Origin of the sequence: Vibrio barjaei, assembly GCF_001639065.2 — a bacterium.
Taxonomy (GTDB): domain Bacteria; phylum Pseudomonadota; class Gammaproteobacteria; order Enterobacterales; family Vibrionaceae; genus Vibrio; species Vibrio barjaei.
Genome location: NZ_LQXO02000023.1, coordinates 20442 through 47079 on the forward strand (window position 1 = coordinate 20442; position 26638 = coordinate 47079).

Annotated in this window: 18 protein-coding genes; 16 read left to right on the forward strand and 2 right to left on the reverse strand. The window is 42.8% G+C overall.

Features of this window, described 5'->3' with window-relative positions; translation table 11 throughout:
- Nucleotides 1–29: 29 nt before the first annotated feature.
- Nucleotides 30–713, reverse strand: coding sequence for a type 2 periplasmic-binding domain-containing protein (locus AWH66_RS11915; protein WP_083400024.1), 684 nt, complete (start codon nucleotides 711–713; stop codon nucleotides 30–32).
- A gap of 582 nt (nucleotides 714–1295) precedes the next feature.
- Between AWH66_RS11915 and AWH66_RS11920 the strand changes: the two genes are divergently transcribed.
- The 6 genes from AWH66_RS11920 to AWH66_RS11945 are packed head-to-tail and all read left to right on the forward strand — an operon-like array spanning nucleotide 1296 to nucleotide 10415.
- Nucleotides 1296–2939 carry an ABC transporter substrate-binding protein gene (locus AWH66_RS11920; protein ID WP_063606834.1) on the forward strand — a complete coding sequence of 548 codons (1644 nt, stop codon included), beginning with the start codon at nucleotides 1296–1298 and terminating at the stop codon, nucleotides 2937–2939.
- Between the two features lie 52 nt (nucleotides 2940–2991).
- Entirely contained in the window at nucleotides 2992–3966 is a 975-nt protein-coding gene (locus tag AWH66_RS11925; RefSeq protein WP_063606835.1) for an ABC transporter permease, read from the forward strand.
- Nucleotides 3967–3974: 8 nt separating this feature from the next.
- Nucleotides 3975–4967, forward strand: a complete 993-nt coding sequence (locus tag AWH66_RS11930) for an ABC transporter permease (RefSeq protein WP_063606836.1) — start codon at nucleotides 3975–3977, stop codon at nucleotides 4965–4967.
- The gene (locus tag AWH66_RS11935) at nucleotides 4964–5917 is read left to right on the forward strand and encodes an ABC transporter ATP-binding protein (protein ID WP_063606837.1); all 954 of its coding nucleotides are present in this window, start codon (nucleotides 4964–4966) and stop codon (nucleotides 5915–5917) included. Before AWH66_RS11930 ends, AWH66_RS11935 begins: the two co-directional genes overlap by 4 nt.
- Nucleotides 5918–5927: 10 nt before the next feature.
- Complete coding sequence (locus AWH66_RS11940; RefSeq protein WP_063606838.1) at nucleotides 5928–6899, forward strand: ABC transporter ATP-binding protein; 972 nt, start codon at nucleotides 5928–5930, stop codon at nucleotides 6897–6899.
- A 60-nt stretch (nucleotides 6900–6959) separates the two neighbouring features.
- Nucleotides 6960–10415 (forward strand): hypothetical protein, encoded by a 3456-nt coding sequence (locus AWH66_RS11945; RefSeq protein WP_063606839.1) that lies wholly within the window; start codon nucleotides 6960–6962, stop codon nucleotides 10413–10415.
- Nucleotides 10416–10482: 67 nt separating this feature from the next.
- On the opposite strand, the gene AWH66_RS11950 is transcribed toward AWH66_RS11945, so the two are convergent.
- On the reverse strand, nucleotides 10483–11490 hold the full coding sequence (locus tag AWH66_RS11950; protein ID WP_063606840.1) for a LacI family DNA-binding transcriptional regulator: 1008 nt from the start codon (nucleotides 11488–11490) through the stop codon (nucleotides 10483–10485).
- Between the two features lie 445 nt (nucleotides 11491–11935).
- Here AWH66_RS11950 and AWH66_RS11955 point away from each other — a divergent pair, with 445 nt between their 5' ends.
- The 10 genes from AWH66_RS11955 (at nucleotide 11936) to AWH66_RS12000 (ending at nucleotide 26581) form a co-directional block, all read left to right on the forward strand.
- Nucleotides 11936–13687, forward strand: a complete 1752-nt coding sequence (locus tag AWH66_RS11955; RefSeq protein WP_143081498.1) for a hypothetical protein — start codon at nucleotides 11936–11938, stop codon at nucleotides 13685–13687.
- 118 nt (nucleotides 13688–13805) lie between these two features.
- On the forward strand, nucleotides 13806–15635 hold the full coding sequence (locus AWH66_RS11960; RefSeq protein WP_240495616.1) for a glycoside hydrolase family 17 protein: 1830 nt from the start codon (nucleotides 13806–13808) through the stop codon (nucleotides 15633–15635).
- Nucleotides 15636–15720: 85 nt separating this feature from the next.
- Nucleotides 15721–16536: a MalM family protein gene (locus AWH66_RS11965; protein WP_063606843.1), complete on the forward strand. Its 816-nt coding sequence runs from the start codon at nucleotides 15721–15723 to the stop codon at nucleotides 16534–16536.
- Between the two features lie 74 nt (nucleotides 16537–16610).
- Nucleotides 16611–18179 carry a family 16 glycosylhydrolase gene (locus AWH66_RS11970; protein WP_063606844.1) on the forward strand — a complete coding sequence of 523 codons (1569 nt, stop codon included), beginning with the start codon at nucleotides 16611–16613 and terminating at the stop codon, nucleotides 18177–18179.
- A gap of 97 nt (nucleotides 18180–18276) precedes the next feature.
- The gene (locus tag AWH66_RS11975; RefSeq protein ID WP_063606845.1) at nucleotides 18277–19629 is read left to right on the forward strand and encodes a carbohydrate porin; all 1353 of its coding nucleotides are present in this window, start codon (nucleotides 18277–18279) and stop codon (nucleotides 19627–19629) included.
- A 280-nt stretch (nucleotides 19630–19909) separates the two neighbouring features.
- On the forward strand, nucleotides 19910–20851 hold the full coding sequence (locus AWH66_RS11980; RefSeq protein WP_165483431.1) for a sensor domain-containing diguanylate cyclase: 942 nt from the start codon (nucleotides 19910–19912) through the stop codon (nucleotides 20849–20851).
- Between the two features lie 197 nt (nucleotides 20852–21048).
- Nucleotides 21049–22845, forward strand: coding sequence for an extracellular solute-binding protein (locus AWH66_RS11985; protein WP_231892912.1), 1797 nt, complete (start codon nucleotides 21049–21051; stop codon nucleotides 22843–22845).
- Nucleotides 22846–22854: 9 nt separating this feature from the next.
- On the forward strand, nucleotides 22855–23943 hold the full coding sequence (locus AWH66_RS11990; RefSeq protein WP_063606846.1) for a microcin C ABC transporter permease YejB: 1089 nt from the start codon (nucleotides 22855–22857) through the stop codon (nucleotides 23941–23943).
- Nucleotides 23944–24966, forward strand: coding sequence for an ABC transporter permease (locus AWH66_RS11995; RefSeq protein WP_063606847.1), 1023 nt, complete (start codon nucleotides 23944–23946; stop codon nucleotides 24964–24966).
- Nucleotides 24967–24976: 10 nt separating this feature from the next.
- Nucleotides 24977–26581 (forward strand): ABC transporter ATP-binding protein, encoded by a 1605-nt coding sequence (locus AWH66_RS12000; RefSeq protein ID WP_063606848.1) that lies wholly within the window; start codon nucleotides 24977–24979, stop codon nucleotides 26579–26581.
- The last annotated feature ends 57 nt before the right edge of the window (nucleotides 26582–26638 follow it).

Sequence of the window (26638 nt, forward strand, 5' to 3'; positions counted from 1 at the left end):
ATAATGGTTTTGAGTCTAAACTAGCGAAGTTATAAAAATGGGTTGTGCAGAAACAGGCAACGACGTTTTTTTAGCGCTAAAGTTTGCTCAGTTTGTTGAAAGTAGTGTTGGTATAGTGATTCGAATTTGCCGTTGTCCAATATGATATCTAAGCCTTGTTGCAGCCTTTCTGCTAATTCGGGAAAGTCGGCGTTGATGTAGAAAACAAGTGGAAATGGATACTGCAACATGACGTCATCAACCATTTGGATTGGGTAGTGATTAGCGACCCGGTTTTGGAATATCTCCTCTGCTTCATTAGCTCCAAATCCGATGAAATCAAACTCATCGTTAGCTAGTCTATGAAATATATCGTCAAAATTGCCACGTTCAGCGACTTGGTAACCATTTTGCCTAAACAGTTCAGCATCAACCCATGTCTCAGGAACGCCTACTGTCATATTTATAATCTGATTGTTGCAGGCGAATTTATCGAGGTTTGTGGTTTTGGCAAATAGGATTCTTTGACCTAATAATTGTTTGGTTATTGAAAAAGGTAACTCTATGAACTGTTTTCCCGAGAACTTGGCATTACCTTTTACTGTAACCAAAAGATGACTACCGTTCTCCAGTACAGCGCCTTCGTCGCGAGCATCTGGATAGTCTATGGTGTCTTCCATTATGTTGACGGTGCCGTAATTGTCTTCAGTTACGTTGATTAATAGCTTTAGCATATCGAGCTCATATTGCTGTCGATAAGCTGATTTGTTTCCGTTCCAAAAATGTATAGATTTCATAATAAAGTAAGCGGTTTCTTTTTGTTAAATGGTATCAGTTTCGATATTTGTTGAAAGTTGATGGATCACATAACGAGAAATTGCCAAATAAAATTAACTAACATATTGTTATTTAATGTAAATAAATGAATCTCTCTAGTTTTAAGCGTTTTAGTATTTGGAAATAACATCATTTCTGGTTGATTATTATCCTAAAGCGCTTTCATAAGGTATGCGAGATCACATTTCTCTTACTTACTGTTTTATTGCATTTGAATTTTCATAAGTTGTTGAAAAATATGAATTAAAATCTGATGACTTAACGTTTTTTTTGAAGGTGTTTTTTATAAGTTATTGTAATTATTATTGAAAGTTGTTTGTGATCAACTCTTTCTTTTTTAAGCTTTATTTTGTCAATGTCAGGAATATTACATAGCATCACTAAGAAAGCGCTTTCACGATGTGTTGCCCCCGAACTGAATACTCAGTTTCACTTGGATGGAAATCGCTATACACACACTAAAACTAAAGGACAAAGTGATGCAAAAGAAGACATTTATCGCCTCAGTGATTTGTGGTGCGTTGTTTGCGGGAAGCGGAGTAACAGCGCAAGCGGAAGAGATTAAGCAGGGTGGTACACTGACGGTTCCAATCATCAACACTGGATTTGTTGACAACTTCAACCCATACACGGTGAAAGACCTATACAACGGTACTATGTTTGAACCATTAATGGTGTTCAATAACATGACTGGTGAGACACACTGGCGATTGGCTGAGTCGGCAGACTATTCGGATGATCTAAAAACTATCACTATTAAACTGCGTGAAGGCCTGAAATGGTCTGATGGAAGTCCTTTGACAGCTGAGGATGTAGCATTTAGTTTCGAGATGACTAAGAAAGCACCAGCATTCGACTTAAAAGGTATCTGGTCGGGTGGCAATCTACAAGGTGTAACCGTCGTTGATAGCACCACTCTCAAATTAAACCTCAAAGAAGCAGATTCAACGTTCCTTTGGAACTTAGCTGATTACCATATTGTTCCGAAAAAGGTTTGGAGCAAAGCTGCGGACCTAACGACATTTACTAACCCTAATCCTATTGGAAGTGGTCCAATGACAGAGGTTAAGTATCTGAAACCTCAGCAAATGGAGCTGTGCCGTAACCCAAATTACTACTTAGAGAATCGCCCTTACCTTGATTGTATGACAATGCGCTCGTACAACGATAACTCTCAGATTCAGCCTGCACTGATTAAGGGCGAAATCGATTGGGGTTCAAACTTTATTGCAGATATCGAAAGTACGTTTGTTAAACAAAACCCTGAAAACCACCATTTCTGGTATCCAGCGAACGATGCAATTCACTTATATGTGAACACCAAAGAAGCTCCGTTTGATGATATTCGTGTTCGTCAGGCACTGTCTATGTCCCTAGACCGTGAAATGATTGTTGATATTGCTGCCTATGGCTACCCAACAGTGAACTATAACCCGGGGGGGATCGGTGAGCTTTACAAGACAAGTATCGACCAAAAGGTGACTGATAAGTATCGAAATTTAACTACTTATGACCCGGAACAGGCTAAAAAGCTACTGGATGAAGCAGGGCTAAAAGATGTTAATGGTGACGGTTATCGCGACCTACCGAATGGTGAGAAATTTGAGTTCAATATAGAGGTGGTTAATGGTTGGACTGACTGGATTCAAGTCGTTCAAATGGCGACTGAATTTTTCGATGAAGTTGGCGTGAAAGCCAATGTTAAAACGGTTGACTGGGCGGTTTACGATAAGAACCTGAAAGACAGCAATTATAAAATGTCCATCAACTGGTCAATGGTTTCAACTAACCCGATTCTAGCGTACCAAGCCTACTTCTCATCGGCTTACGTAGGTAAAATTTGGCATGCGGGCCATGGTGTAAATACGCCTGAAATCGATGCGTTAATTGATAGCTTCGGTAAGACGGGTGATAAAGTTAAGCAACAAGAGATTATCTCTGAGCTTCAGGAGTTTACGGCTCAAAACCTACCATTCATTCCTCTGTTCTCCAACGCAACATGGTTCCAATACAACACTAAGAAAATCGTTGGTTGGCCAAGTGAAGAGAATCCATACATTCAACCTGTATTTTACGACGGTGGTAAGCGAGTCATCATCTTAAATAACTTGCACCTTAAGTAATCCATAACACTTTTGGGGCCTTCTACAAGGCCCCGTATTAAAGGGTACTGCTATGTCGTTTTTAGCTCGCCGTTTTGGCTTTTATTTTACTGCGTTTCTTATCGCAATCTCTTTCAACTTCATGTTGCCACGTTTGATGCCTGGTGATCCTGTAGACGCGTTATTTGCTGCGGCACAAGGTCGTATGGACCCGGCACAAATGGACGCTGTACGAGAAATGTACGGTTTCGTCGATGGTAATGTGTTTGTTCAATATCTCCACTATATGAAGAGCGTATTTACCTTAGATCTAGGTCCATCGGTATTGATGTTTCCAGTTAATGTGTCTGAAGTGATTTCGATGGCTCTGCCTTGGACAATGTTTCTCGCACTTGGCTCATTGATTGTGGCTTTAATCATCGGGGTCAGCATTGGTACTTATGCTTCTTACCGTCGTGAAGGCTTCTTCGGTCAAGTTGTGCCACCAGTATTGGCATTCATTAGTAACTTCCCATACATCGTGACGGCATTGTTGTTGTTTTACTTCTTTGGCTTAAAGATGGAACTGTTGCCATTGGCATACACTTACGACCCTTCGCTAGAGCCAGGCTGGACTTGGGAATTTATTGCAAGTGTCGCAAAGCACGCGGTACTGCCAGTAGGTTCTATGGTGATTGTTGGCATCTCAACTTGGGTATTCAACATGCGCAACGCCATGATCAACGTGTTAGGTGAAGACTATGTGACCATGGCAGAAGCCAAGGGCCTTAGTAGTTTCCGAGTGATGTATCGCTATGCAGGTCGCAACGCAATTCTTCCTGTAGCGACAGCGATTGCGATGGCGATTGGTTTCTCATTTGCCGGTTCGATCATGACCGAAGTAGTGTTCAACTATCAGGGACTAGGCAACATTCTGCTCAAAGGCATTGTTGCGCGCGATTACCCGCTGATTCAAGCCATCTTGCTTATCTTAGTGACCGCAGTTTTGACTGCGAACTTCATTGCCGATCTTCTCTATGTTTGGCTTGACCCACGTATCTCCAACTAGGCTGTATTATGGAAAAGTTAATTGACGCGCATAAGTATGACCATGAGTCAAAGTTAGCTGTTAGAGAGTCAGCTTTCTCGTGGAAAAATATTAAATCTAAGTTCGGAAAAATCTATGCTTTCTTCTATGGTAATCCGCCAGCAATTATTGGTGGTTTCCTTCTCTCTATCGTTTTAGCCGGCGCAATTTTCGCACCAGCGCTGGCTACTCATGATCCAGAACGTCGAGTTGCTAGACCTCACGTTGCACCAAATGCAGAGCATGTTCTTGGGTCGACTCGCAGTGGTCGTGACGTTTATAGCCAAGTGCTATATGGAGCAAGAAAGTCATTGACTGTAGCTTTGACAGCAGGCGTTATTGCTATGAGCATTGCTGTGTTGGTGGGGGTTTCTTCTGGTTACTTCGGTGGCAAAATCGACGAACGTTTAAACTTCTTAACCAATGTGTTCTTGGTCTTCCCACAGTTACCGTTACTTATTGTTCTCGCAGCATTCTTAGGGCAGGTGGGGTCCCTCGTTATTACAGTCTTGCTCGGGATTACCTCCTGGCCTTGGGGTGCAAGGGTAATACGTGCACAAACCATGGCAATTCGTAGCAAGGAATTCATTATTTCAGCAGAGGTAATGGGGGAGTCGAAAGTTCGCATCATCCTTGTTGAGATCCTTCCGAACCTTATCTCAATCGTGTTTGGTGGTTTCTTAGGAACGGTTATCTACGCGATGGGAGCGGAAGCAGGTCTGGGTATTCTTGGTCTTGGTGATGCGACGGAAGTAAGTTGGGGCTCTATGTTGTATTGGGCTCAAACCTCATCGTCACTGTATACCGGTGCTTGGTGGGAGATGTTAGTCCCTGCAATGGCATTAGCGATTACTGGTGGTGCGTTGGCGCTGATTAATATGTCGATTGACCAAGTGAGTAACCCGAAACTTCGCACTGGTCCACACATTAAACTATGGCACAAACTGAAGAAAGAAGCGGATAAGAAAAGAGGTCTACGATGAGCGCATTACTTGAAATTAATAACCTTTGCGTAGACTACGTATCACCGAATGGCGTAGCACGCGCAGTGAATAACGTGAGCTTAACTATTAATGAAGGCGAGACGCTGGGTATTGCAGGTGAATCAGGTTGTGGTAAGAGCACGCTAGCCTTTGCTATCTCTCGTTTACACAAGGCTCCTGCGCTTATCTCTGAAGGAGAGATCCTTTATAAGGGTGAAGATGTCCTTAAAATGAATGACCGCAAACTGCGTGAATTCCGTTGGAATGATGTGTCAGTGGTATTCCAGAGCGCGATGAACTCACTGAATCCGGTGATCACCATTGGTGAGCAGCTAACTGATGTGATTCTTGCCCACAAAAAAATCTCTTATAAGCAGGCACATGAAAAAGCAGTAGAGCTACTTTCTATTGTAGGTATTCACGGTGATCGTATGGGAAGTTTCCCTCACCAACTGAGTGGTGGTATGCGTCAGCGCGTTGTTATCGCAGTGGCACTGGCACTCGAGCCAAAGCTCATCATTATGGATGAGCCAACGACGGCGCTTGATGTGGTAGTAGAGCGAGAGATCTTAAATGAGCTATATGACCTTAAAACTAAGTTTGGTTTCTCAATCTTATTTATCAGTCATGACTTGAGCTTGATGGGAGAAATTGCTGACCGAATTGGTGTGATGTACGCCGGTAACTTAATTGAATTGGGTGAGGCCCAACAAGTCTTTGGTACCCCTGAACATCCCTACACTAAAGGCCTGGTAGCGTCGTTTCCGACTATTCATGGTCCTAAAGAACGTCTATTTGGTATTCCTGGTAACCCGGTCAATCTCTTGGATATCCCTACGGGATGTAACTTCCAAGCACGTTGCTCAGAATGCTTTGATAAGTGTCGTGTGGTTGACCCTGTTCTATCTACTCTGGCGACTGGTCGTCAAGTTTCTTGTCATTTAGTGTAAGGAATCAGAGATGCAAACTAACGACGTAATTCTATCGGTAAAAAATCTCGTCAAAGATTTCCCGCTAGGGCAATCGGTAAAGTCCAATTTGATGCGTGCGGTAAATGATGTCTCTTTTGACCTGCGCAAAGGTGAAGCGCTCGCTATCGTGGGGGAGTCAGGCTCTGGCAAAAGTACAGGTGCTAGAATCTTAACGCAAATCTATGACAAGACAGCAGGGGATATTCATTTCAAAGGTGTGCCGATCAATGAGTACATTGAAGCCAATGGCCAGTTGGAATATGCACGTCAGGTCCAAATGATTTTTCAGGACCCGTTCGGCTCGTTAAACCCAGTTCATACAATCTATCATCATATTGCGCGTCCTCTGATGATTCATAATCGTGCTGATAAGAGAGCGACCCCTCAGTTGGTTTACGATTTGTTGGAGATGGTTGGATTAACCCCTGTCAAAGAGACCGCAGAAAAGTACCCACATGAGCTAAGTGGTGGGCAAAGACAACGTGTTGCTATTGCGCGAGCCATTGCGGTGGACCCAGAAGTCATTTTGGCTGATGAGCCTATATCAATGCTAGACGTTTCGGTTCGCCTCGGTATTTTGAACTTGATGGCGGATTTGAAAGATAAGCACGGTATCTCATTTATGTATATCACTCATGACATCGCGACAGCTCGCTACTTCGCAGAGAAGACTGCAGTTATGTACGTTGGTCATATGGTGGAATGGGGTGAGAGCGATAGCGTGACTCAAAACCCGCAGCATCCATACTCGAAGCTATTGCTTTCGGCTGTACCTGAAGTTGGTAAAGCGGGACGTCGTGATCTAGCGGTTAAAAAGGGTGAGATCCCGTTATGGAAGCCGTCAAGCGTTGGGTGCCCATTTGCAACTCGCTGCCCAAATGCCACAGAGGTATGTGCTAAAGAGATGCCGCAAACTACGCAAATATCAGAGCAGCATTTTGTGCGCTGCCACAACATGTAATTCAAAGCATTTAAATTCAGCGCACAAAGAAAGCGCTTACAAAGAAGAAGTGACGATATTATGGAACAATTAACAATGAATCACGCGTCTGAGGTAGAGGGAAAGTTCCTCAACCTAAAAGGGGAGCGTTTCTATCAAATTTCAAATGTTGACCAGATGGCTCCATTCTTTATTAGTGTGGTGTCCGCCAGCAACCATTGGTTATTCATCTCGTCGACAGGCAGTCTCTCAGCGGGTCGGGTTCGCCCTGAGAATGCGTTATTCCCATATCGTTCGGTTGATCATATTCATGAGAATGCTGATAACACGGGCTCAAAAGCGATCATCAGAGTGACGACAAGTGATGGCAATATCGCTATGTGGGAACCGTTCAATGAACATCACAACGGGTTGTATGAGGTTCAGAGAAATCTTTATAAGAACTCTGTCGGCGATAAAATCCTATTTGAAGAAGTTAACCACACCCTTGGGCTTGCCTATCAATACAGTTGGGCGACTTCAGACCGTTTTGGATTTGTTCGTGAAACAGAACTTATCAACTTAACTCAGGTATCGGTTTCGGTAGATATCATTGATGGTATTCAAAACCTCTTGCCTTCGGGGGCTCCTCTTCAAGCCTTGCAAACTCGTAGTGCTCTCGTCGATGCTTATAAATGGAGTGAACGCGTTTCTGATTTGCCGATGGCTACATTTAGCATGTACGCCAAACTCAGTGACCGAGCGGAGCCAGCGGAGTCGTTGCGAGCAACAACGGTATTTAGTGTCTCTGCTGGCAATGAGCAAGTTTCACTAAGCTCTAAAGATCTTGTTCGATTTAGGAAGGGACAACCTTTAGCTTTGGAACCCTTAACGCGCGGGGAGCGAGGTGCTTATTTAGTTTCACATTCCTTAAAGCTTGACGCGAAAGCTTCTAAATCTTGGATGATTGTAGCTGATATAGACCAGTCGCATTCAGATGTGGTTAATCTTAAGAATCAGCTAGTACTTGATGATGGAATGACTCAATTCATCAAACAAGATATTCAGGTTAATCACAATGAACTCAAGTCGTTAATGGCAGGCGCAGACGCTTGGCAGTTGACATCATCGGAAGAAACGAGCGTACACCATTACGCGAACGTGCTGTTCAATAACATGCGTGGAGGTGTATTTGTCTCTGGATACAAACTGGATGTTGAGGATGTCGTTACGACATTTAAGCGTACTAATAAAAATGTTGCAGATAAGCACGCTGTATTGCTAAGTACGTTACCAGAGAACTTGTCGCACCCTAAACTTGTCGCTATTGCTAAGGAAACGGGTGACCTGCAATTGCTTCGAATGGCATACGAATACCTGCCCCTTACGTTCGGTCGTCGTCACGGTGACCCAAGTCGTCCATGGAACCACTTTGAAATCAAGGTACGTGATGATGAGGGTAATCGACTACTTTCATATCAAGGAAACTGGCGCGATATTTTCCAAAACTGGGAAGCTATGGCGTTAAGCTATCCTAACTACATTGGCTCTTTTGTCTCTAAGTTTGTTAATGCTTCAACAATTGATGGTTACAACCCATACCGTATTACGAAAGACGGTGTTGACTGGGAGTTACTCGATCTGGATGACCCGTGGAGTAACATTGGTTATTGGGGCGACCATCAGATCATCTATTTACTTAAGTTCCTTGAGTTGGCAGATAAATACCAGAGCCATGACCTTATTGAGTGGTTGACCGAGGAAGCTTACAGCTACGCCAATGTCCCTTATGAAATTGGAGGTGCGGATAAACTGTTTAGAAACCCTAAAGACACGGTTTCATTTAATGAGCAAAAACAAGTAGCGACGGAAGAGCTGACAAAAGCGATTGGAAGTGATGGCCGATTGGTTATCGGCGATAATGGACAAGTCTATCAAGTTAACTTACTTGAGAAACTATTAGTACCGCTATTATCTAAACTCAGTAACTTTGTGATTGACGGTGGTATTTGGCTCAATACTCAACGTCCAGAGTGGAATGATGCAAACAATGCGATTGTGGGTAATGGTCTGTCGATGGTTACGCTGTACTACATACGTCGTTATGTGTCATTCATGCAAAAACTACTTTGTCGTGCGCCAATAGACGTTACTATGTCCAACGAAGTGGCTACCTGGCTAATGAAAACGAGTACGGTACTATCAGAAGCCGCTTCCTCGCTCAGGGTAGAGAAGGTAACACCGAAGTCACGTAAAGCGCTTTTGACCAAACTTGTCCAGGTGGCAGAAGAATACCGCTCAGAGGTTTATTCGAACGGCTTTTCCGGTAAAGCGGTAGTTGATATGACGCGAATAGAAGATCTACTGCGCGTTGCAAAAACATTGCTTGACCACACCATCCATAATAATAAACGTGAAGATGGGCTTTATAACGCCTACAACATTCTAGACCTTAAGAATGATGAAGCACATATTGAGTTACTGTACCCAATGCTTGAGGGCCAAGTTGCTATTCTCAGCGCAGGTATTCTTGATGCTACTCAATCTGTTGACTTACTCGACAAGCTATTCGCAAGTGATATGTTCCGCGAAGACCAAAAGAGCTTCATGCTCTATCCAGATCGCGACCTAACAAGTTTCCTTGGTAAGAATCACATCACCAAGAATTTAGTAGATGACAGCTCACTCCTCATGGAAATGCTAGAACGTGAAGATAAGCGCATTGTATCTAAAGACCTAGAGAACAAAGTACATTTTAATGCAGACTTTGAAAATGCAGCCTTTTTGGAGCAGAGTATTGAAAATGTCCATAACGACTATGCCCATTATTCCAAAGCTGATTGGGATAAGATTCGGGAGATATACGAGCTAACATTCAATCACAAAGCTTTTACTGGTCGCTCTGGAACGATGTTTGGCTATGAGGGCTTAGGCTGTATATATTGGCATATGGTGTCGAAGCTTTTGTTGGCAGTTCAGGAAAACTATCAGAAGGCTTGGGTTGAACTTGGTGAGACTGATAAAACCCTTCAATTACGTGATTACTACTATCAGGTGCGAGATGGGATTGGTTTTAACAAGACTCCGAATGTCTATGGCGCATTTCCTACGGATCCATATTCACATACGCCTAAACAAGCTGGAGCACAACAACCAGGCATGACTGGCCAAGTAAAAGAAGAAGTGATAACGCGTTTCGGAGAGCTCGGGATTAACGTTGTTGACGGAGAGATTCAAATTACGCCTCATCTATTATTTGAGGAAGAGTTCTTGACAGAAAATGTCGATTTTGAATACTACGCAATTGACGGTGAAGTGTGTCGTTTCGAAGTGCCTAAGGGAAGCCTTGCCTTTACCCTGTGTCAGGTACCATTTGTCTACTGCTTATCGGAGAGTGAGCCGGAAATTTCTTTGAAAGTAGAACTATTTAATGGTCCTGTTATCGAGAATGTGTCGAATACCATTCCTGAGAATCTCAGTAAACACCTCTTCGACCGAACGGCACAGATCAAAAAAGTAGAAGTTGTGATTCCAAAGCATCGGCTAGCGAATAAATAATAGCGCCGACAAAAAAGCAAGGCATTGGTTGCCTTGCTTTTTTATTTCTGGGAATGGTAGAGGTCGGTTATTTGTTTAGATTCTTAACCGATGCTCTGACTACAACACTTGGCTCTATGGGCTCAATCGGCTGGCTAGCGCTGCTTTTTCCCTGCACAATTGCCATGACTTTTCTCGCTGCCGCAGAAGCCATTTCTTGAATAGGGAAGTTGATGGTGGTGAGGCTTGGGGTCATATGCTGGCCAAAGGATACATTATCAAAGCCAATAATCGAGATATCTTCACCAACACGAATGCCTCGCTCTATACACATAGTATAAGCGGTCATTGCAATATTATCGTTCATACAAAAAATCGCACTAAGAGGAACGTCTCTATCTAAAAGTCGGCGAATTGCATCGTGATTGGCTTTATGATCAAAGCGACCTTCAACAACCGCATTAGGATTATAATCGACACCATAATGGCTGAGTGCATTTCGGTAACCTTGAAGTCGGTCTCGACTATCGACTTTACTGAGCTGACCCGTGATACAGCCTATTTGGGTGTGTCCATTGTTGATCAAAAACTCCGTAGCTAGAAAGCCGCCTCTTTCATTATCAAGCCAAATGCACCGATCAGCCATTTCAGGAATATATCGGTTAATAAGAACGGTCGCTTCCATGTCACGAGAAATTTCAAGTAACTCGCTATCGGATAACGTATCAACAGTGAGGACTAAGCCATCGACTTTTTTAGAACGAAGAAAGCGAATAGACTCGTGTTCTTCGTCGTATTCTTCATGTCCACTAGTGATAATAAGATGATAGTTCTCTGCTCGAACTACTTTTTCAACCTCATGCATCATAGGGCCGTAGAAAGGACCATCTAATGTACCAACTAGCATGCCTATGCTGCATGATCGGTTAGAGGCAAGCGCTTGAGCAAAAGTGTTCGGTTGATAACCAAGTTGCTCCATTGCAGCATAGACTTTTTCTTTATTCGCCTCCTTAACTGAAGCATGTCCATTGAGCGTGCGGGACACAGTGGCTTGTGAAACTTGCGCGAGCTCAGCAACTTCTTTAATGGTAATCAATTCTATATCCTTTGTCTTTTGTATCGCAATCTTATTGAAATTATTGGATATTTCATACTGTTAAGCGACAAATTATATACTAATTTCGTCGCAGGTACTTTCTACTGTCTAGGTATTGTTCGCTTGTTTCAGAAAAATGTGACCTAAGTAGGGCATTGTTTACGACCCCGAATCATATCTTAACTCAATATAACGTTTAGTGACTCAAAACACACTTACAAAAGAAAGCGCTTTCTTTGGGTTGATCACCTTCATAGTTCATGAATCAGGACGTGACCATGCTCTATACAAGAAAATTCAACCGTACTAGGATTAAATCACCCCTAGGAAAGGCGCAGGTTATACGAATTAGAGAGAATGGAACTCCAAATGTTGTAACTATAGAGAAAGCGCTTACATAGAAGCAAAGAAAATATTCGCACTTACCTATATTTAGGGATTAAATATGAGAACACGGAAATCTAGGTTTATATTAGGAAGCGTAGTACTATCACTACTTCTCAGCGGCTGTGGAGATGAATCTTTACAGTCTCAATTAATGACGCCGCCTTCGGCTGGTAATGAGACTGGTGGTGATATTATTGATGGCAATGAGAGTGGTGGTGATTTATCTGAGAATGAAAGCGCTTACTTTCATGATTTGGTTATTTTCTCAGATCAGAGCAATGCTCATTGGGCAGCTTATGATTGTTGTGCTGGTACAGAAGCTGAACTAGTTGACGATGGAACGAGTTACCAAAATGTAATGCGATTCTCCGTTACCGAAACACCAGCAGTACTAGGTTTTGAACGAACCTCTAACGCCGGACCATTGAATATTGAACCAATGGTCAATGATGGCGAGATTAGTTTTGATTTGAAGGTCGAACAGCAACCGAGTGGCGGCGAAACAACATGGAAACTGAAGGTTGAAAGTGCGTCTGGTTCAGCTTTCTATGAATATGACTTGCAGCTGCCTATGACTAATACTTGGCAACATGAATCGTTTCCACTCTCCCTTTTGCAAAGTGATGGTATTGATTTAACTAGTATTGAGAAAGTTCTAATATTTCCAGAGTGGGGGACAGGTGCTGGTTCAAGCTATCTCGTTGATAACCTGAAATTCGCTTTACAAGGGACTGCTAGTAGCAATGATTTGATCTTATCTTTAAGCGAACCAATGGTGGACTTTGGTGGAGCTATAACCCAAATAAGTGCAGATAATCCAACTGCACTCGCTTCAATGTCTGCTGTCTCTACTATCCCTAAAGTAGTGAAAACGACAAAGTCGACAGAAGCAGAGCTTTGGGCAGGCACAACTATTGGGGATGAAACTATAGTTGCACTAGCGAATGATCGAAATCAGATGACACTGTGGGTCTACTCACCAATATCGGGAATGCCCATACTACTTAAAGCAGAAGAGAGAGATAATTCTGCAAGTTATGTAGAAGCGCTCGCTATGACTACTTCCTCTAACCAATGGGAACAGCTCACTTTTGACTTTGGTAGTGTAACGCCCGCTATTAGCGAAAGCGCAGGATATAACAAGGTATCAGTTTTCTTTAACTTTAATCAAGTAAGTGAAGAGGAACTGGTTATTTATTGGGATGACCTCAGGTTACTAGAGGCTACTGAGAGTGTTAACCCTGTACCTTCCGCACCTTTTCTCACTATTGATTTTGAGTCTGAACCTTTACCTCTTTGGACAGTATTCGAAAATGGTACTGACTACAGTTTACCTGCTGTTGGCAATCCACTACCTGACGAGGTCAATAGCTCGGAAACTGCGATTCACTTTACCGCTCAACAAGATGGAATGCCTTGGGCAGGCATGTTCACCGAATCTATAGAACCTTTTTCACTCGAAAGTACCAATTCGGTTATTCGTATTAAAATGTTTAAAGACAAAATTAGCCCGATACAAGTCAAACTTGATTTTCCAAACTGGCAAGATGAAAACGGTAATCCAAAGCTTGATGACAATAACAATCAAATGACCTTTTCGGCTGATATAACTGTATCCAATCAAAAAGTGGGTGAATGGGAAGAAATTACATTTGATCTCTCTCACTTTATTACTTCAGAGCCAAATAAAGGGCTAGCAACTAAGTTAGTTATAATTCCTGACTTTCCTGAAAAAATAGACGGTAGCTTTCCCGGAAGAGAGCAGGAGAGCAATATATATATTGATGACATTGTTTTCGGAAATAACTAACTATTTCAGAGTTTTCTAGTCGGGATGATGTTGGTAAGGACTTGCAGTGGAGTTTGTAAAGTCTATTGTCCCGACAGTTTTATAAATTAATTAATGGTGACATATGTGGTTAACAAAAATGAAAACCTACTTATCCGTTTTATGCCTAATTACTGTATTTGGCTGTGGCGATGAAGCTCTAACATCGGGCACAGATGTTGGAGGTAATAACGGAGAAGTTAACCTAGTCTCTCAGCCTGGCGTAAATGAAAACCATCCAAAGGCAAGAAATGGCGATACATTATTAGGTAATAGCAGTTACCAAGCTATTTCCTATGGTGCATTTAGAACAACAGAAAGAAATGAGGCTAACGTTCCATCGATTGCTGAGTTGAAAGAAGACTTACGCATTCTGAAAGCATTAAATATTAAGATACTGAGGACTTATAACACACAGATATTTTCTGATACCGATAAGTTGTTGACTGCAATTGCAGAACTCAAGGCGGAAGATACAACGTTTGAGATGTATGTGATGCTAGGTGTCTGGATTGATGCGTTAAACTCTTGGACAACTAATCCAATAGACCATGAACAGAACTCACTAAGAAATTATGATGAAATGGACAGAGCAATTGAGCTTGTTCAAACTTATCCCGAAATCATTAAGGTGGTCGCCGTTGGTAATGAAGCGATGGTGCATTGGGCTGAGTATCATGTTTCCCCTACTATTATTCTTGAACATGTGGAGAGGCTTCAAGGACTAAAAGCATCTGGTGACTTGCCGCATGATTTATGGATTACCAGTTCAGATAACTGGGCAGTTTGGGCGGGTCAAGGAGACTACAACCATCCTGATTTACCAGCATTAATTGATGCAGTGGACTACGTGTCACTCCACACTTACCCATTTCATGATACGTACTACGATTCAGAGTTTTGGAAAGTACCGCCTGAAGAGCAAAGTCTAACGGAACTGGGGCAAGTCAACGCTGCGATGCTTCGAGCAAAAGTACATGCATTGGAGCAAGTGGCGTCAGCTCAGGCATACATGCTGTCCATAGATAACCTGAAGCAAATCCATATTGGAGAAACAGGTTGGTCTAGCTATACAAATATTAACTATGGTGAATCAGGTTCACGAGCGGCGGATGAGTACAAGCAAAAGGCCTATTTCGAATTAATGTCAGAATGGTCTGCTGACTTTGGCGCCTCCCTATTTTTCTTCCAAGCGTTTGATGAGCCATGGAAGGGAGCAGCGGACAATAATGGTGATTCAGAAAAACATTTTGGACTTATTAATATCGACGGAGAAGCTAAGTATGTACTTTGGGATGCAGTCGATGCTGGGGCTTTTCTTGGGCTAACTAGAGATGGCTATTCGATTATCAAATCTCAAGGTGGTATTGAGGAAAATGTTCTAGACACAGTTTTACCTCCACTGCCTCAGCCAATTACTGGTGAAGGTATAGAGAGTGAGGAATATCAGGTATTTGATTCTGCAATTGTTGGCTCTTGGGAGCCAATAGGGTGGGAGAACACAGGCTATCTTAGGGTGGATGGTGAAGCACTACGTCTAACTCTAGCTCCTAATGGTGGAACAGCAAAAGACTGGGGGTGGGGAGCTGGGTTGGTTCTAACCGGTCAATTGGGAGAAAACCTGGCTGGATTCGAAGCCGGAACGTTGGAGTTTCAAATCAAAGGCACTTCAACCTCCACATTTAACATTGGGTTCCAAACGGGTTTGTATGGCGATAGTGGACGTCCTCAAACTAATAACGCAGTCACATTTGGTGCAGGGCAATCACGTCAGCTAACCGATGATTGGGTGGAGCATAGCGTAGATATGACGGAGCTCATTGCTGCTGGCGTGGACCTTTCTGATGTGACGTCCGTGTTATATTTCTCAGGTTCGACTCAACCAGATGGAGGTATCATTGAGGTACGCAACGTCTTTTATCGTAAATAGTTGATATTACGAGTTTCTACAGGCAATTATCAAGAAATTAACGATAGGTCTCTTTTATTACTAAGAGGCCTAGAAGGAGAGAGATATGCGTAGTTCTCTATTAGTTTTAGTCCTAACTGCTTTAGTTGGTTGTTCACAATATTCGACTCAAGACCTTTTGGGGTATATGGCACTTGATGAGGCAATGGTTTGCTGCAAAGACTACAGTACTCTTACTTACCAACCACTTGCCAGCTCGGGTGAGCATTGGATAACAGTTGGGAAAAGTGCTGAAGCTTATCAATTTACATCCGGAAAATCATTTTATCAGGCATTTAAACTAGATAGGAAAGAGAATGTCGATATTAATTTGACCTCAAATGTCGGGGAGTCTGTTTTTATTCCGAGCGTGGTTATATTGGATGTTAACTATCGAGTGATAGAAGTTGCTAGTAATGCGAAGCTTAACTCTGGTGTGGTATTTGGTTCGGGTGAGTATCAATTGAGTATTGATAATCTAGATCTAGATGCAATATATCTAGTGATATTTACTACGGCCAAGGATATGTCTAACTTAACACCTAGGGAAGAGCCTAGTTCAATTGTGGCAGAAACAGGGCAAACAATGGCAAATAAAGAACTTCTTTTTAGTTCAGCTATTCCTCATAGTGCGGTAGGAAATGTGCTATTAGATATAGAAGAAGCCAGTATGACTGCAAAGGAATATCAAGATAATAGTGGCGATCTCACTCAATTAAATGAGAGGAACCTCTCTGAGCTACAAAAGAAAAATTATGCCATTGAAATTATCGATGCGGTCGATAAACAACAATATGAACGGGCTGTGTCTTACATCAATATGGCTCCTGACAGAAAGATTGCTCTGGATATTTTTACTAATGCAATAAAGTCAATTAAGTAATTTAACACCGGAATAAATATCACATATCCCATTAGATTGGGAGGAGATGCCTCACATCTTAAAAAGGAATAGATATGAGTACGAAGCATAAATTAAAACATATTTCAGCGTTAACTATAGTAATAGCAACATTATCGGCTTGCCAAACTACAAGTGAACCTTTGTCGTTTACGACAGAGGATCTAGTTGATACCACTGGCTCACCAGATCCAGTTTGGATCATGGTATGGAACGATGAGTTTGACGGTGAAAAAATCGACAAATCTAAATGGAGTCATGAAGAAAATTGCTGGGGTGGTGGTAACAATGAGAAACAGTGCTATACCAAGCGAAAAGCAAACTCTTTTGTTAGAGATGGTGTGTTGCATATTGTAGCCAAAGAAGGGAGTTACACAGGTGCGAATAACCGAGAAGGCGACATGCGCAGTAAGGCCACACTGCCGTTTACCTCTGCAAGGCTAAGAACGTTAAACAAAGGGGACTGGAAATACGGACGTTTTGAGATTCGCGCACGTATGCCATATGGCCAAGGGACTTGGCCTGCGATTTGGATGTTACCGACCGATAATGTTTACGGTACTTGGGCTGCTTCTGGTGAGATTGATATTATGGAAGCCGTTAATCTCAAAGTACAAACTGATCGTAAAGGCGCTACTCCAGGTGAGTTAGAGGACCGAATTCATGGCACGCTTCATTACGGACGACAGTGGCCGGAAAACGTAAGTTCAGGTAGTGAATACCATTTGCCAGATGGTATTAATCCTGCTGATAGCTTCCATACCTACGCCATAGAATGGGAAGAAGGTGAGATTCGTTGGTATGTAGATAATGTTCAATATGCGACCCAACGAAAGGAAGGCTGGTACAGTCAATACAAAAACAACGGTCAACTGCTTAACGGTGAATCTGGTGCGCCATTTAACGAACGATTTCATCTACTGCTGAATCTAGCTGTCGGTGGCTCTTGGTCGGCAAACACGAATGACAAAGGTATTGACAGTAGTATCTTCCCCCAAACTTTAGCTGTTGATTATGTGCGTGTATTCGAATGTAGTCTAGACCGAGAAACAGGCAAAGGTTGCGCGACGAAATCTAACGAAGATTATCTAGTAAAAGGCAATCCAGCTCCCCCTATCATTATCGCCGATGCTGACTATGCAAAAGGTAAAACTCTCGAAATCTTCAGTGACCAGCTCAACAAGCATCTGACTCTCAGTGGCTATGACCCTGAGGAGAACATTCGTGTCAGCTTTGTTCCAGATGGGGAGAGAAGCAAAGTACTAAAACTGACAAAAAAAGGTGCGACGGGCAACGCTTACTTCATTACTCCTGAAGTTGACCTTTCTAGATGGCAAAAATCAGGTGAATTGGTTTTTGACCTCAAAACTGAACCGCAAGACATAAAGACAGAATTACTGATCAAAGTCGACAGTGGTTGGCCATCTGTTGGGGATTACAGCATTCCAACATCTGGTACTCAAGAGTGGAAACAAGTACGCATCAAGTTGGCTGATCTCGTCAGTAATGGCAATCGATTTGCGACTGGCAACACGGTTGATCTCGAAAAGGTAAAAAACCTAATGGTACTTGAGCCTCAGGGAGAGATGACCATTTATCTGGATAATATTCGCCTAGAACGATAGTGATGTTTTTTCTCGGCGATCTTTGAATATTAAATAATTAAATCAATAAATTAGCGTCATCCTGTAACGTTGATTCTGATATTAAGCAGGGGTATTTATGAAACTTTGTCAATTAACGATGTGTATTGCTGCCGCGATTTCTATTTCTGGAATAGTGCAGGCAAACGAAACAGAAGGGTTTGAATTTCACGGATACTTTCGTACTGGTATCTTGTTGAGTGCAGAAAATGATTACAAGCGCTCTAATTATGCTGGACAAAAAGAGACATTAGGGCGACTTGGATTAGAAGCTGACAATGACTACAAGGCGAACTTCGCGAGTACATGGGACTTCGAAGATGAGCGAAGCTTTAAGATTCATTTTGGCTTGAGCAAGAAAGGTAAGGAAGCGGCACTGGCCAGTGGTTCGGACGCTATCGATGTTGGTATTAGTAACGCATTTGTAGAGCTCAATGGTATTACCGAATCAGGAACATTTTGGGCTGGACGAAGAGAATATGGCAAGGCTGAGAACTACATATTCATGACAGACTTTTTTTATACCGATATGTCAGGTACAGGGATTGGTATTCAAAGCTACGAATTGGGAGAGTCTTTAATAGATTTGGCATACATTGGCAGTGACAGAGTGAATGATGATGTTGACCGTTGGACTGATTCCCCCGCGCAAATAGGTAACAATGAAACAAATCTAAATAACCTGATGCATGCGCTGAATATAGCAAGCACGTTTGGAAATCTTAAAGTTTCAGCTTTGCTTAAAGCAATGCCAGATAACTGGGACCGACAAGGCAATGAGTGGGCTGAGTCAGGGTATGATCTAACGGCCACGTACAATTTGAGTAGCTTCTTCGGTTTGCCGGGTAATGGGTTCTCTAAAATAATCGTACAAGGGGGTAAAGGGTTAGGTGCAGGTAATTTGTTAGGAGGAACGATTACAGAATATAACGCTTATCATCCTGGTTCTTTGGCGCAGGGGCAGCATGATGATTGGGGGCCTGCTGGAGATGCAACATACCTTTTAACACAGCTTGAAGATGATGATACTTCCGCACGGGTACTATTGTGGGGCGGATATACGTTTGACAATGAAGTGAGCTTATTTCCATCGATTCAGGCTCAGTACAATGATTTAGCGACGGGAGAGGCTAGAACTTCAGGCGGATACAACTTTTGGGCGTCAGCGATGATTCGACCAACAATTCCAGTTAGCCAGCACTTTTATCTACAGGGAGAAGTGGGCTACGTCTATAACAACTGGGGCGGGGATTCGTGGAAGCAGAGTAAATATACTATTGCTCCAACATTTATCCTGCCAACCTCTCTAGGCGTAGCGCCGGAAATTAGATTTTTGGCCACTTATCTACCTGAATCATGGACTCATAAAAATGAGCAAGGTCAGCCGGACAAAGACTTTATTGTTGGATTCCAAGCAGATGTCTGGTGGTAGTGAGGGGCATCAAAGTAAAATGAACTAGAAGCAAAATGGGCGGAGTCGGTATAATTCTGACTCCGTTTTCTAATTGAAAGATCAATTTTCCGTATAAAAGTTGAACTGTGTAGCTCTAATCATGTGATGTTGGTTCAAAAATGTGGGGCATCTACCAAATTTAAACTTTTGGCTTAAAAAATGAGATCTCGTCGAAGCAATATCTCTAACTAGGGTTTAGACTCTATTATTCGATATTCAACGTTATGCACTTTTTTTACAATTTATGCTTGAACTTATATTGTCAGCACATCAAGGTTCCTCCGAAGAATTACTAGGCTTATCCGAAGTCTTTGATGCGGTGGATGCTTATATCTTCATTAAAGACAATAAAGGGAAGTACCAGTATGTGAATCGTAAAGTACTCGACAACTTTGATGTCACAATGAAAGGGATAAAAGGCAAAACGGATTGGCACCTGTTCAACTTCAGTGTTGCTAAAAAAATGCGTATCAATGACAAAAAGGTGATTGCAACTAAGAAGCCGACGCAGCAAAAAATCCCTTTCAATATCGATAATCAGGAGTTGTACCACTTAACGGTTTCGTCACCCATTATCAAGAACGGCAAAGTGCTTGGAGTTATTGGGTTTGCTGTTGATGTCTCAAAGGATATGGAAGAACGTCAGACCCTGCTAGAAGAAGCTAACACCGATGGCCTTACCGGATGTTTCAATCGACGTTACCTGCATTTAGCCTTAGAACAGCAAAAACAGAACTTCGCTCAGAGCCAAACGCCAAGTTCACTGCTTATTATTGATGTAGATCGCTTTAAACCAATTAATGATAAATATGGGCACTCTATAGGAGATAGAGTATTAATTGATGTCGTTAAGGTTATTAAACGCTTCACGCGTGAAGAAGATATGCTGTGCCGATATGGTGGTGATGAGTTTGTACTTTTGTTACCGGGCAGCAATATCGATCAAGCCTATGCTTTAGCGGGGCGTTTGTCCGAAAAAATAGACAAGCTAACCTTTAAGAGCAGCGGGGGTAAGTCGTTCAATGTTTCTTGCTCCATCGGGGTAGCGACTCATACGGTCGAAGACGCGAACATCATTGAGCTGGCTGATAAAGCTTTGTATGTCTCGAAGAAAGGCTGTTCAGAAAAAGTACATATGCATTGTCCTAAAACTCAACAAATCCTTCATTGTCACTATTGTGATGCAGAAGTGAGCGCCTAGCTCCAACTGTTGCAAAGATTAACCGTTTATTAGCACGCTAGAACCTTCCTCCCCTTGAAAACCCCGTGAAATACAGCTATTTATATCAGTATAAATACGTTTAAGCATCACGATGATGATAAGAAGAGAAAGGACGTTTCAACTCGGCCTTTCTCTATTTTGGGGAGAAAGGAATGGCGCTATTGAAGAGAGCAGCAATGGCTGTGGGAGTTGGTTTATTCACGAGCAGCGTATGGGCTGCCAATGTAATAGAAACGACAACCTTGGTGGGTTTTGGAACCGCAAAATACCCCGCAGACTTTAAACACTTCGATTATGTCAATCCTGACGCACCCAAATACGGAAAAGTAACCTACGGCCAAAACGGCACGTTTGATAACTTCAACCGATACGCCTCTCGAGGACAACCGGCTGCCGCTACTGGTAACCTCTACGATACACTTATGTTCTCTCCAAGCGATGAGATCGATGCATTTTATCCTCTGATTGCTGAGAAAGTGCGTTACTCAGACGATTACTCGTGGCTTGAAGTCGATATCAATCCCAAAGCGAAATTTAACGATGGTGTTCCTATTACCGCCAAAGACGTTGAGTTTACTTATGCCAAGTTTGTAAAAGAGGGGGTACCGCAATTTCGTGCGTACTATAAAGACGTTAAAAGCGTAAAAGCAATTTCTGATCTCACTGTGCGTATAGAAATGTCTGTTCCAAATAAGGAAAAGTTATTCAGTTTAGCGCAAAGTACTCGTGTACTGCCTGAGCACTACTGGAAAGATAAGAACTTTTCTGAGCCGCTAAATGAACCGCCTGTTGGCAGTGGTGCGTATAAGATCGTCGATTATAAGATGGGACAATCTCTAACTTACCAACTCGATGAAAACTATTGGGCAAAAGATCTTCCGGTGAATGTCGGACGGAATAACTTCAAAACGATTCAGTACGATTACTATCGTGATGACACGGTTATGTTAGAAGCATTCAAAGCAGGGGAGTTTGATTTTAGAGAAGAGTCCAGTGCTAAGTTTTGGGCTAGTTCCTATAACGGTGTGAATTTTGATAAAGGTTATATCAAGAAAGAAGAGATTGAGCACCACAAACCAATGGCGACTCAGGCATTTGTGTTTAACACGGAGCGTCCTGTATTTAGCGACCCCAAAGTACGCGAAGCTCTAAACTACGCCATGGATTTTGAGTGGATGAACAAAAATATGTTCTATAACCAATACACTCGAACTCGCAGTTATTTCCAAAATACGGACTATGAAGCGAAGGGGCTACCATCTGAAGCAGAACTTGAGGTCTTAAATAAATATAAAGGTAAGATCCCAGAGCGCGTCTTCACAGATGAATATAATCCACCAGTCACCGACGGGTCAGGTCGCATCAGACCACAAATGCGCAAGGCCTTTGCACTGCTAAAAGAAGCCGGCTGGCAGTTAAAGAATAAAGTCATGACTAACATGGAAACGGGTGAGCCGCTGAGCTTTGAACTATTGATTTATAGCCCAACTTCCGAACGATTCGCGATTCCGGTGCAAAAGAACATGCGTGCGATGGGTATCGATATGCGTATTCGTACTGTCGACACTACGCAATATTTGAAACGTTGGCGTGATCGAGACTTTGACATGGTCTCATCTCGTTACACAGCTCATCCATACCCAAGCTCTGACTTGAAGATTGTTTGGAATTCTAATTTCATCGATTCGACCTATAACCAAGCGGGCGTTAAGGATCCTGTTATTGATGATCTGACTGACTTGATTGAACAAAATCAGCAAAACCCTGAAAACTTATTAGCGTTGGGAAGGTCTTTAGATAGAGTACTTCAGTGGAACTTTTACATTATCCCTCAGTGGTATATCAAAAAATACCGTGTAGCCACTTGGGATAAATTTGAGCGCCCTGATGTCTTACCTACTTACGACTTAGGTGTCGATACTTGGTGGGTGTCTAAAGAGAAAGCTGAAAAGCTTCCTGCAAAACGTCGATAAGAGGGATAGATGGCGGCTTATATATTCCGGCGTTTGTTGCTGGTGATTCCAACACTTTGGGCAATTATAACCATTAACTTCTTTATTATTCAGATTGCACCTGGAGGGCCTGTAGAACAGGCTCTTGCTCAAATGCAAGGTCTGGAATCTGGAGTCATGGAGCGCTTTAGTGGCGGCGGGAGCGAGGTTGATCTTGATTCAGGCCCTAGTGATGAAGCAACGGGATACAAAGGTTCTCGTGGGCTAGATCCTGAAGTTGTAGAGGCGATTAAAAAGCAGTTTGGTTTTGATAAACCAATGCATGAACGCTATTTTGATATGCTCAAAAACTACGCGATGTTCAACTTTGGAGACAGTTTGTTTCGTGGCGGTAATGTCATAGATCTCATTAAAGAGCGGCTGCCCGTATCGATATCATTGGGGTTATGGAGTACCCTAATTATCTACTTGATATCGATACCATTAGGCATTCTTAAAGCGATACATCATGGTTCTCGCTTCGATATTTGGTCGAGCGCAGTTGTCATTGTCGGTTATGCCATCCCGGGTTTTTTGTTCGCTATTATCCTCATCATCTTTTTTGCCAGCGGCAACTATTTCAGTTGGTTCCCATTAAGAGGTTTGGTGTCGAGCAACTTTGATCAATTGACTTGGTATCAGCAAATCGTCGACTATTTTTGGCATTTAACCTTGCCGATTATCGCTATGGTTATTGGCGGTTTTGCTACGCTCAGTATGCTGACCAAAAACTCTTTCCTAGATGAAATTAACAAGCAATATGTGGTGACAGCTAGAGCGAAAGGGCTCGATGAAAGCAGTATTCTCTACAAGCATGTATTCCGAAATGCAATGCTGATCATCATTGCCGGCTTCCCTAGTGCTTTTATCAGCATTTTCTTCACCGGCTCTATGTTGATAGAGGTAATGTTCTCGCTCGAGGGGATAGGGCTACTCGGTTTTGAATCTACTATTCAACGTGATTACCCCGTGGTATTCAGTTCTCTCTACATTATGACGTTACTAGGTCTGATCTTGAGTATTATTTCTGACTTAACTTATACGTGGGTTGACCCTCGTATCGATTTCGAGGCGCGTTAAATGGCAATGAATCCTCTTACAAGAGCTCGTTGGCAGCGCTTTAAAGCCAATAAACGTGGGTACTGGTCAACATGGGTATTCTTCGTTCTCTTTTTCTTGAGTCTGTTTGCAGAGTTTATCGCCAACGATAAGCCACTGCTGGTGGAATACGACAACCAATGGTATTACCCGATTTTCACTCAGTATGCAGAAACCAAATTTGGTGGTGAATTTGAAACGGAAGCTGATTATACCGACCCATATGTTATTGACCTTATTGAAGAAAACGGCTTTATCATTTGGCCGTTGATCCGCTTTAGCTACGACACCATCAACTACGATATTGTGGCGTCAGTGCCGTCCGCACCGGATAACGTCAACTGGCTGGGTACAGATGATAAAGGTCGGGATGTGTTAGCTCGGATTATTTATGGCTTTCGAATATCTGTATTGTTCGGCTTTATCCTAACCATAGTATCCAGTGTGATTGGTGTTGCAGTGGGTGCGACACAAGGTTATTACGGCGGTTGGATAGATTTATTCGGTCAACGCTTTATTGAAGTGTGGTCTGGCATGCCGACTCTGTTCTTATTGATTATCTTATCGAGTTTTGTTGAACCAAACTTCTGGTGGCTACTGGGTATTATGGTGTTATTCAGTTGGATGAGTTTAGTTGGGGTCGTTCGAGCTGAGTTTCTAAGATGTCGAAACTTCGATTACGTGAAAGCAGCTCACGCTATGGGCGTAGACGACAAACGAATCATGCTTAGGCATATGTTACCCAATGCGATGGTCGCGTCACTGACGATGATGCCATTTATACTCTCTGGCTCAGTGACAACGCTAACATCGTTAGACTTCTTAGGATTTGGTTTGCCCGCAGGATCGCCTTCGCTAGGTGAACTACTTGCGCAAGGTAAAGCTAACCTACAAGCGCCTTGGCTTGGTTTATCGGCGTTTGCTGTTCTATCGATAATGTTAACGCTCCTTGTATTCGCTGGTGAAGCGGTACGAGACGCATTTGACCCTCACCAGCAAGGTTAATAGGCAACGTATGACGAAAGATGATCCAAAACACGTACTTGCTATTGAGGACCTGTCCGTTGGGTTTGGTAGAGGTAAGCAAGTCGAACAAGTGACCTATGATGTGTCCCTAAAAATCCGCAAAGGCGAGACTTTAGCGCTAGTAGGAGAGAGTGGTTCAGGTAAATCGGTAACCGCCAACGCGATTCTTAAGCTGTTGCCGAAAGGCTCTAGCCATTATCTCAACGGTCACATTACGTTTGATGACATCGATATGCTTAATTGTTCCGAGCGGCAACTTCGAGGAATTCGAGGCGGGCGTATCGGGATGATTTTCCAAGAGCCAATGGTGTCATTGAACCCGCTGCATAAAATAGGCAAACAGCTGGTTGAAACTTTGGCGATTCACCGAGGTATGAGAACCAGTAAAGCAGAGTCGCTGGCGATTTCATGGCTGAAGAAAGTAGGCATTCGATATCCAGAGCAGAAGATCTTAGCCTATCCACATGAGCTTTCTGGTGGAGAGCGTCAACGTGTCATGATTGCCATGGCACTGATTAACGAGCCTGAACTCCTTATTGCTGATGAACCTACCACTGCACTAGATGTGTCGGTGCAAGCACAGATTTTGGACCTTCTGAAAGATCTACAACAAGAACTCGGCATGGCGATGCTGTTTATTACTCATGATTTGAGTATTGTGCGCCGTATTGCCGATAGAGTTGCGGTGATGCAACAAGGGCGTCTGGTTGAGGTTGGCGAGTGTCATCAAGTGTTTAATGCACCTGAACATCCTTATACACAAAAACTGATCGACTCCGACCCTAGAGGCTTACCTGTTGAGGTTTCTGCCTCCGCGAAACCACTGCTTGCGGTTGATGATCTGAAAGTATGGTTTCCTATCACTGGTGGTTTGTTCAAACGCGTTGTCAGTCATGTAAAAGCGGTAACCAATATGCAGTTTCAACTTAAGCAGGGTTACTCGATTGGTCTAGTTGGAGAGAGCGGTTCAGGCAAATCAACGACGGGCATGGCGATTCTTAAGTTAGTTCAAAGTGAGGGTATCATTGAGTTTGATGGCCAAGATATTCAGACGTTGGACCGCAAAGGTATGTTGCCTTTTCGAAGCCGAATGCAGGTTGTGTTTCAAGATCCTTTCTCAGCGCTAAACCCTAGAATGTCAGTGGCACAGGTCATTGGAGAAGGATTAAGAGTTCATTTTGAGCACGACGAGGCAACTTTAGACAAGATGATTTGCGACGTGATGCAAGAGGTGGACTTGGATCCTGAAACAAGACACCGATACCCAAATGAGTTCTCTGGGGGACAAAGACAGCGTATTGCGATTGCAAGGGCGTTGATTCTCAAACCTGAATTTATCTTGTTGGATGAGCCTACGTCTTCTCTAGATAGAACAGTGCAAGCACAAGTTCTTGATTTGCTCAAAGAGTTACAAGTAAAACATGGGCTAACTTATCTATTTATCAGCCACGATTTGAGTGTTGTAAAGTCACTTTGTCATTACACCATCGTAATGAAAGATGGCGAAATTGTAGAGCAGGGTGATACACAAACGCTGTTTTCTACGCCTCAGAAAGACTACACCAAAACCTTAGTTTCGTTATCGGCATTCTAGGATTGTTGTTATAAAAATCCCCCCTACCAAAACAGAGTGGTAGGGGGTGAGCTACCA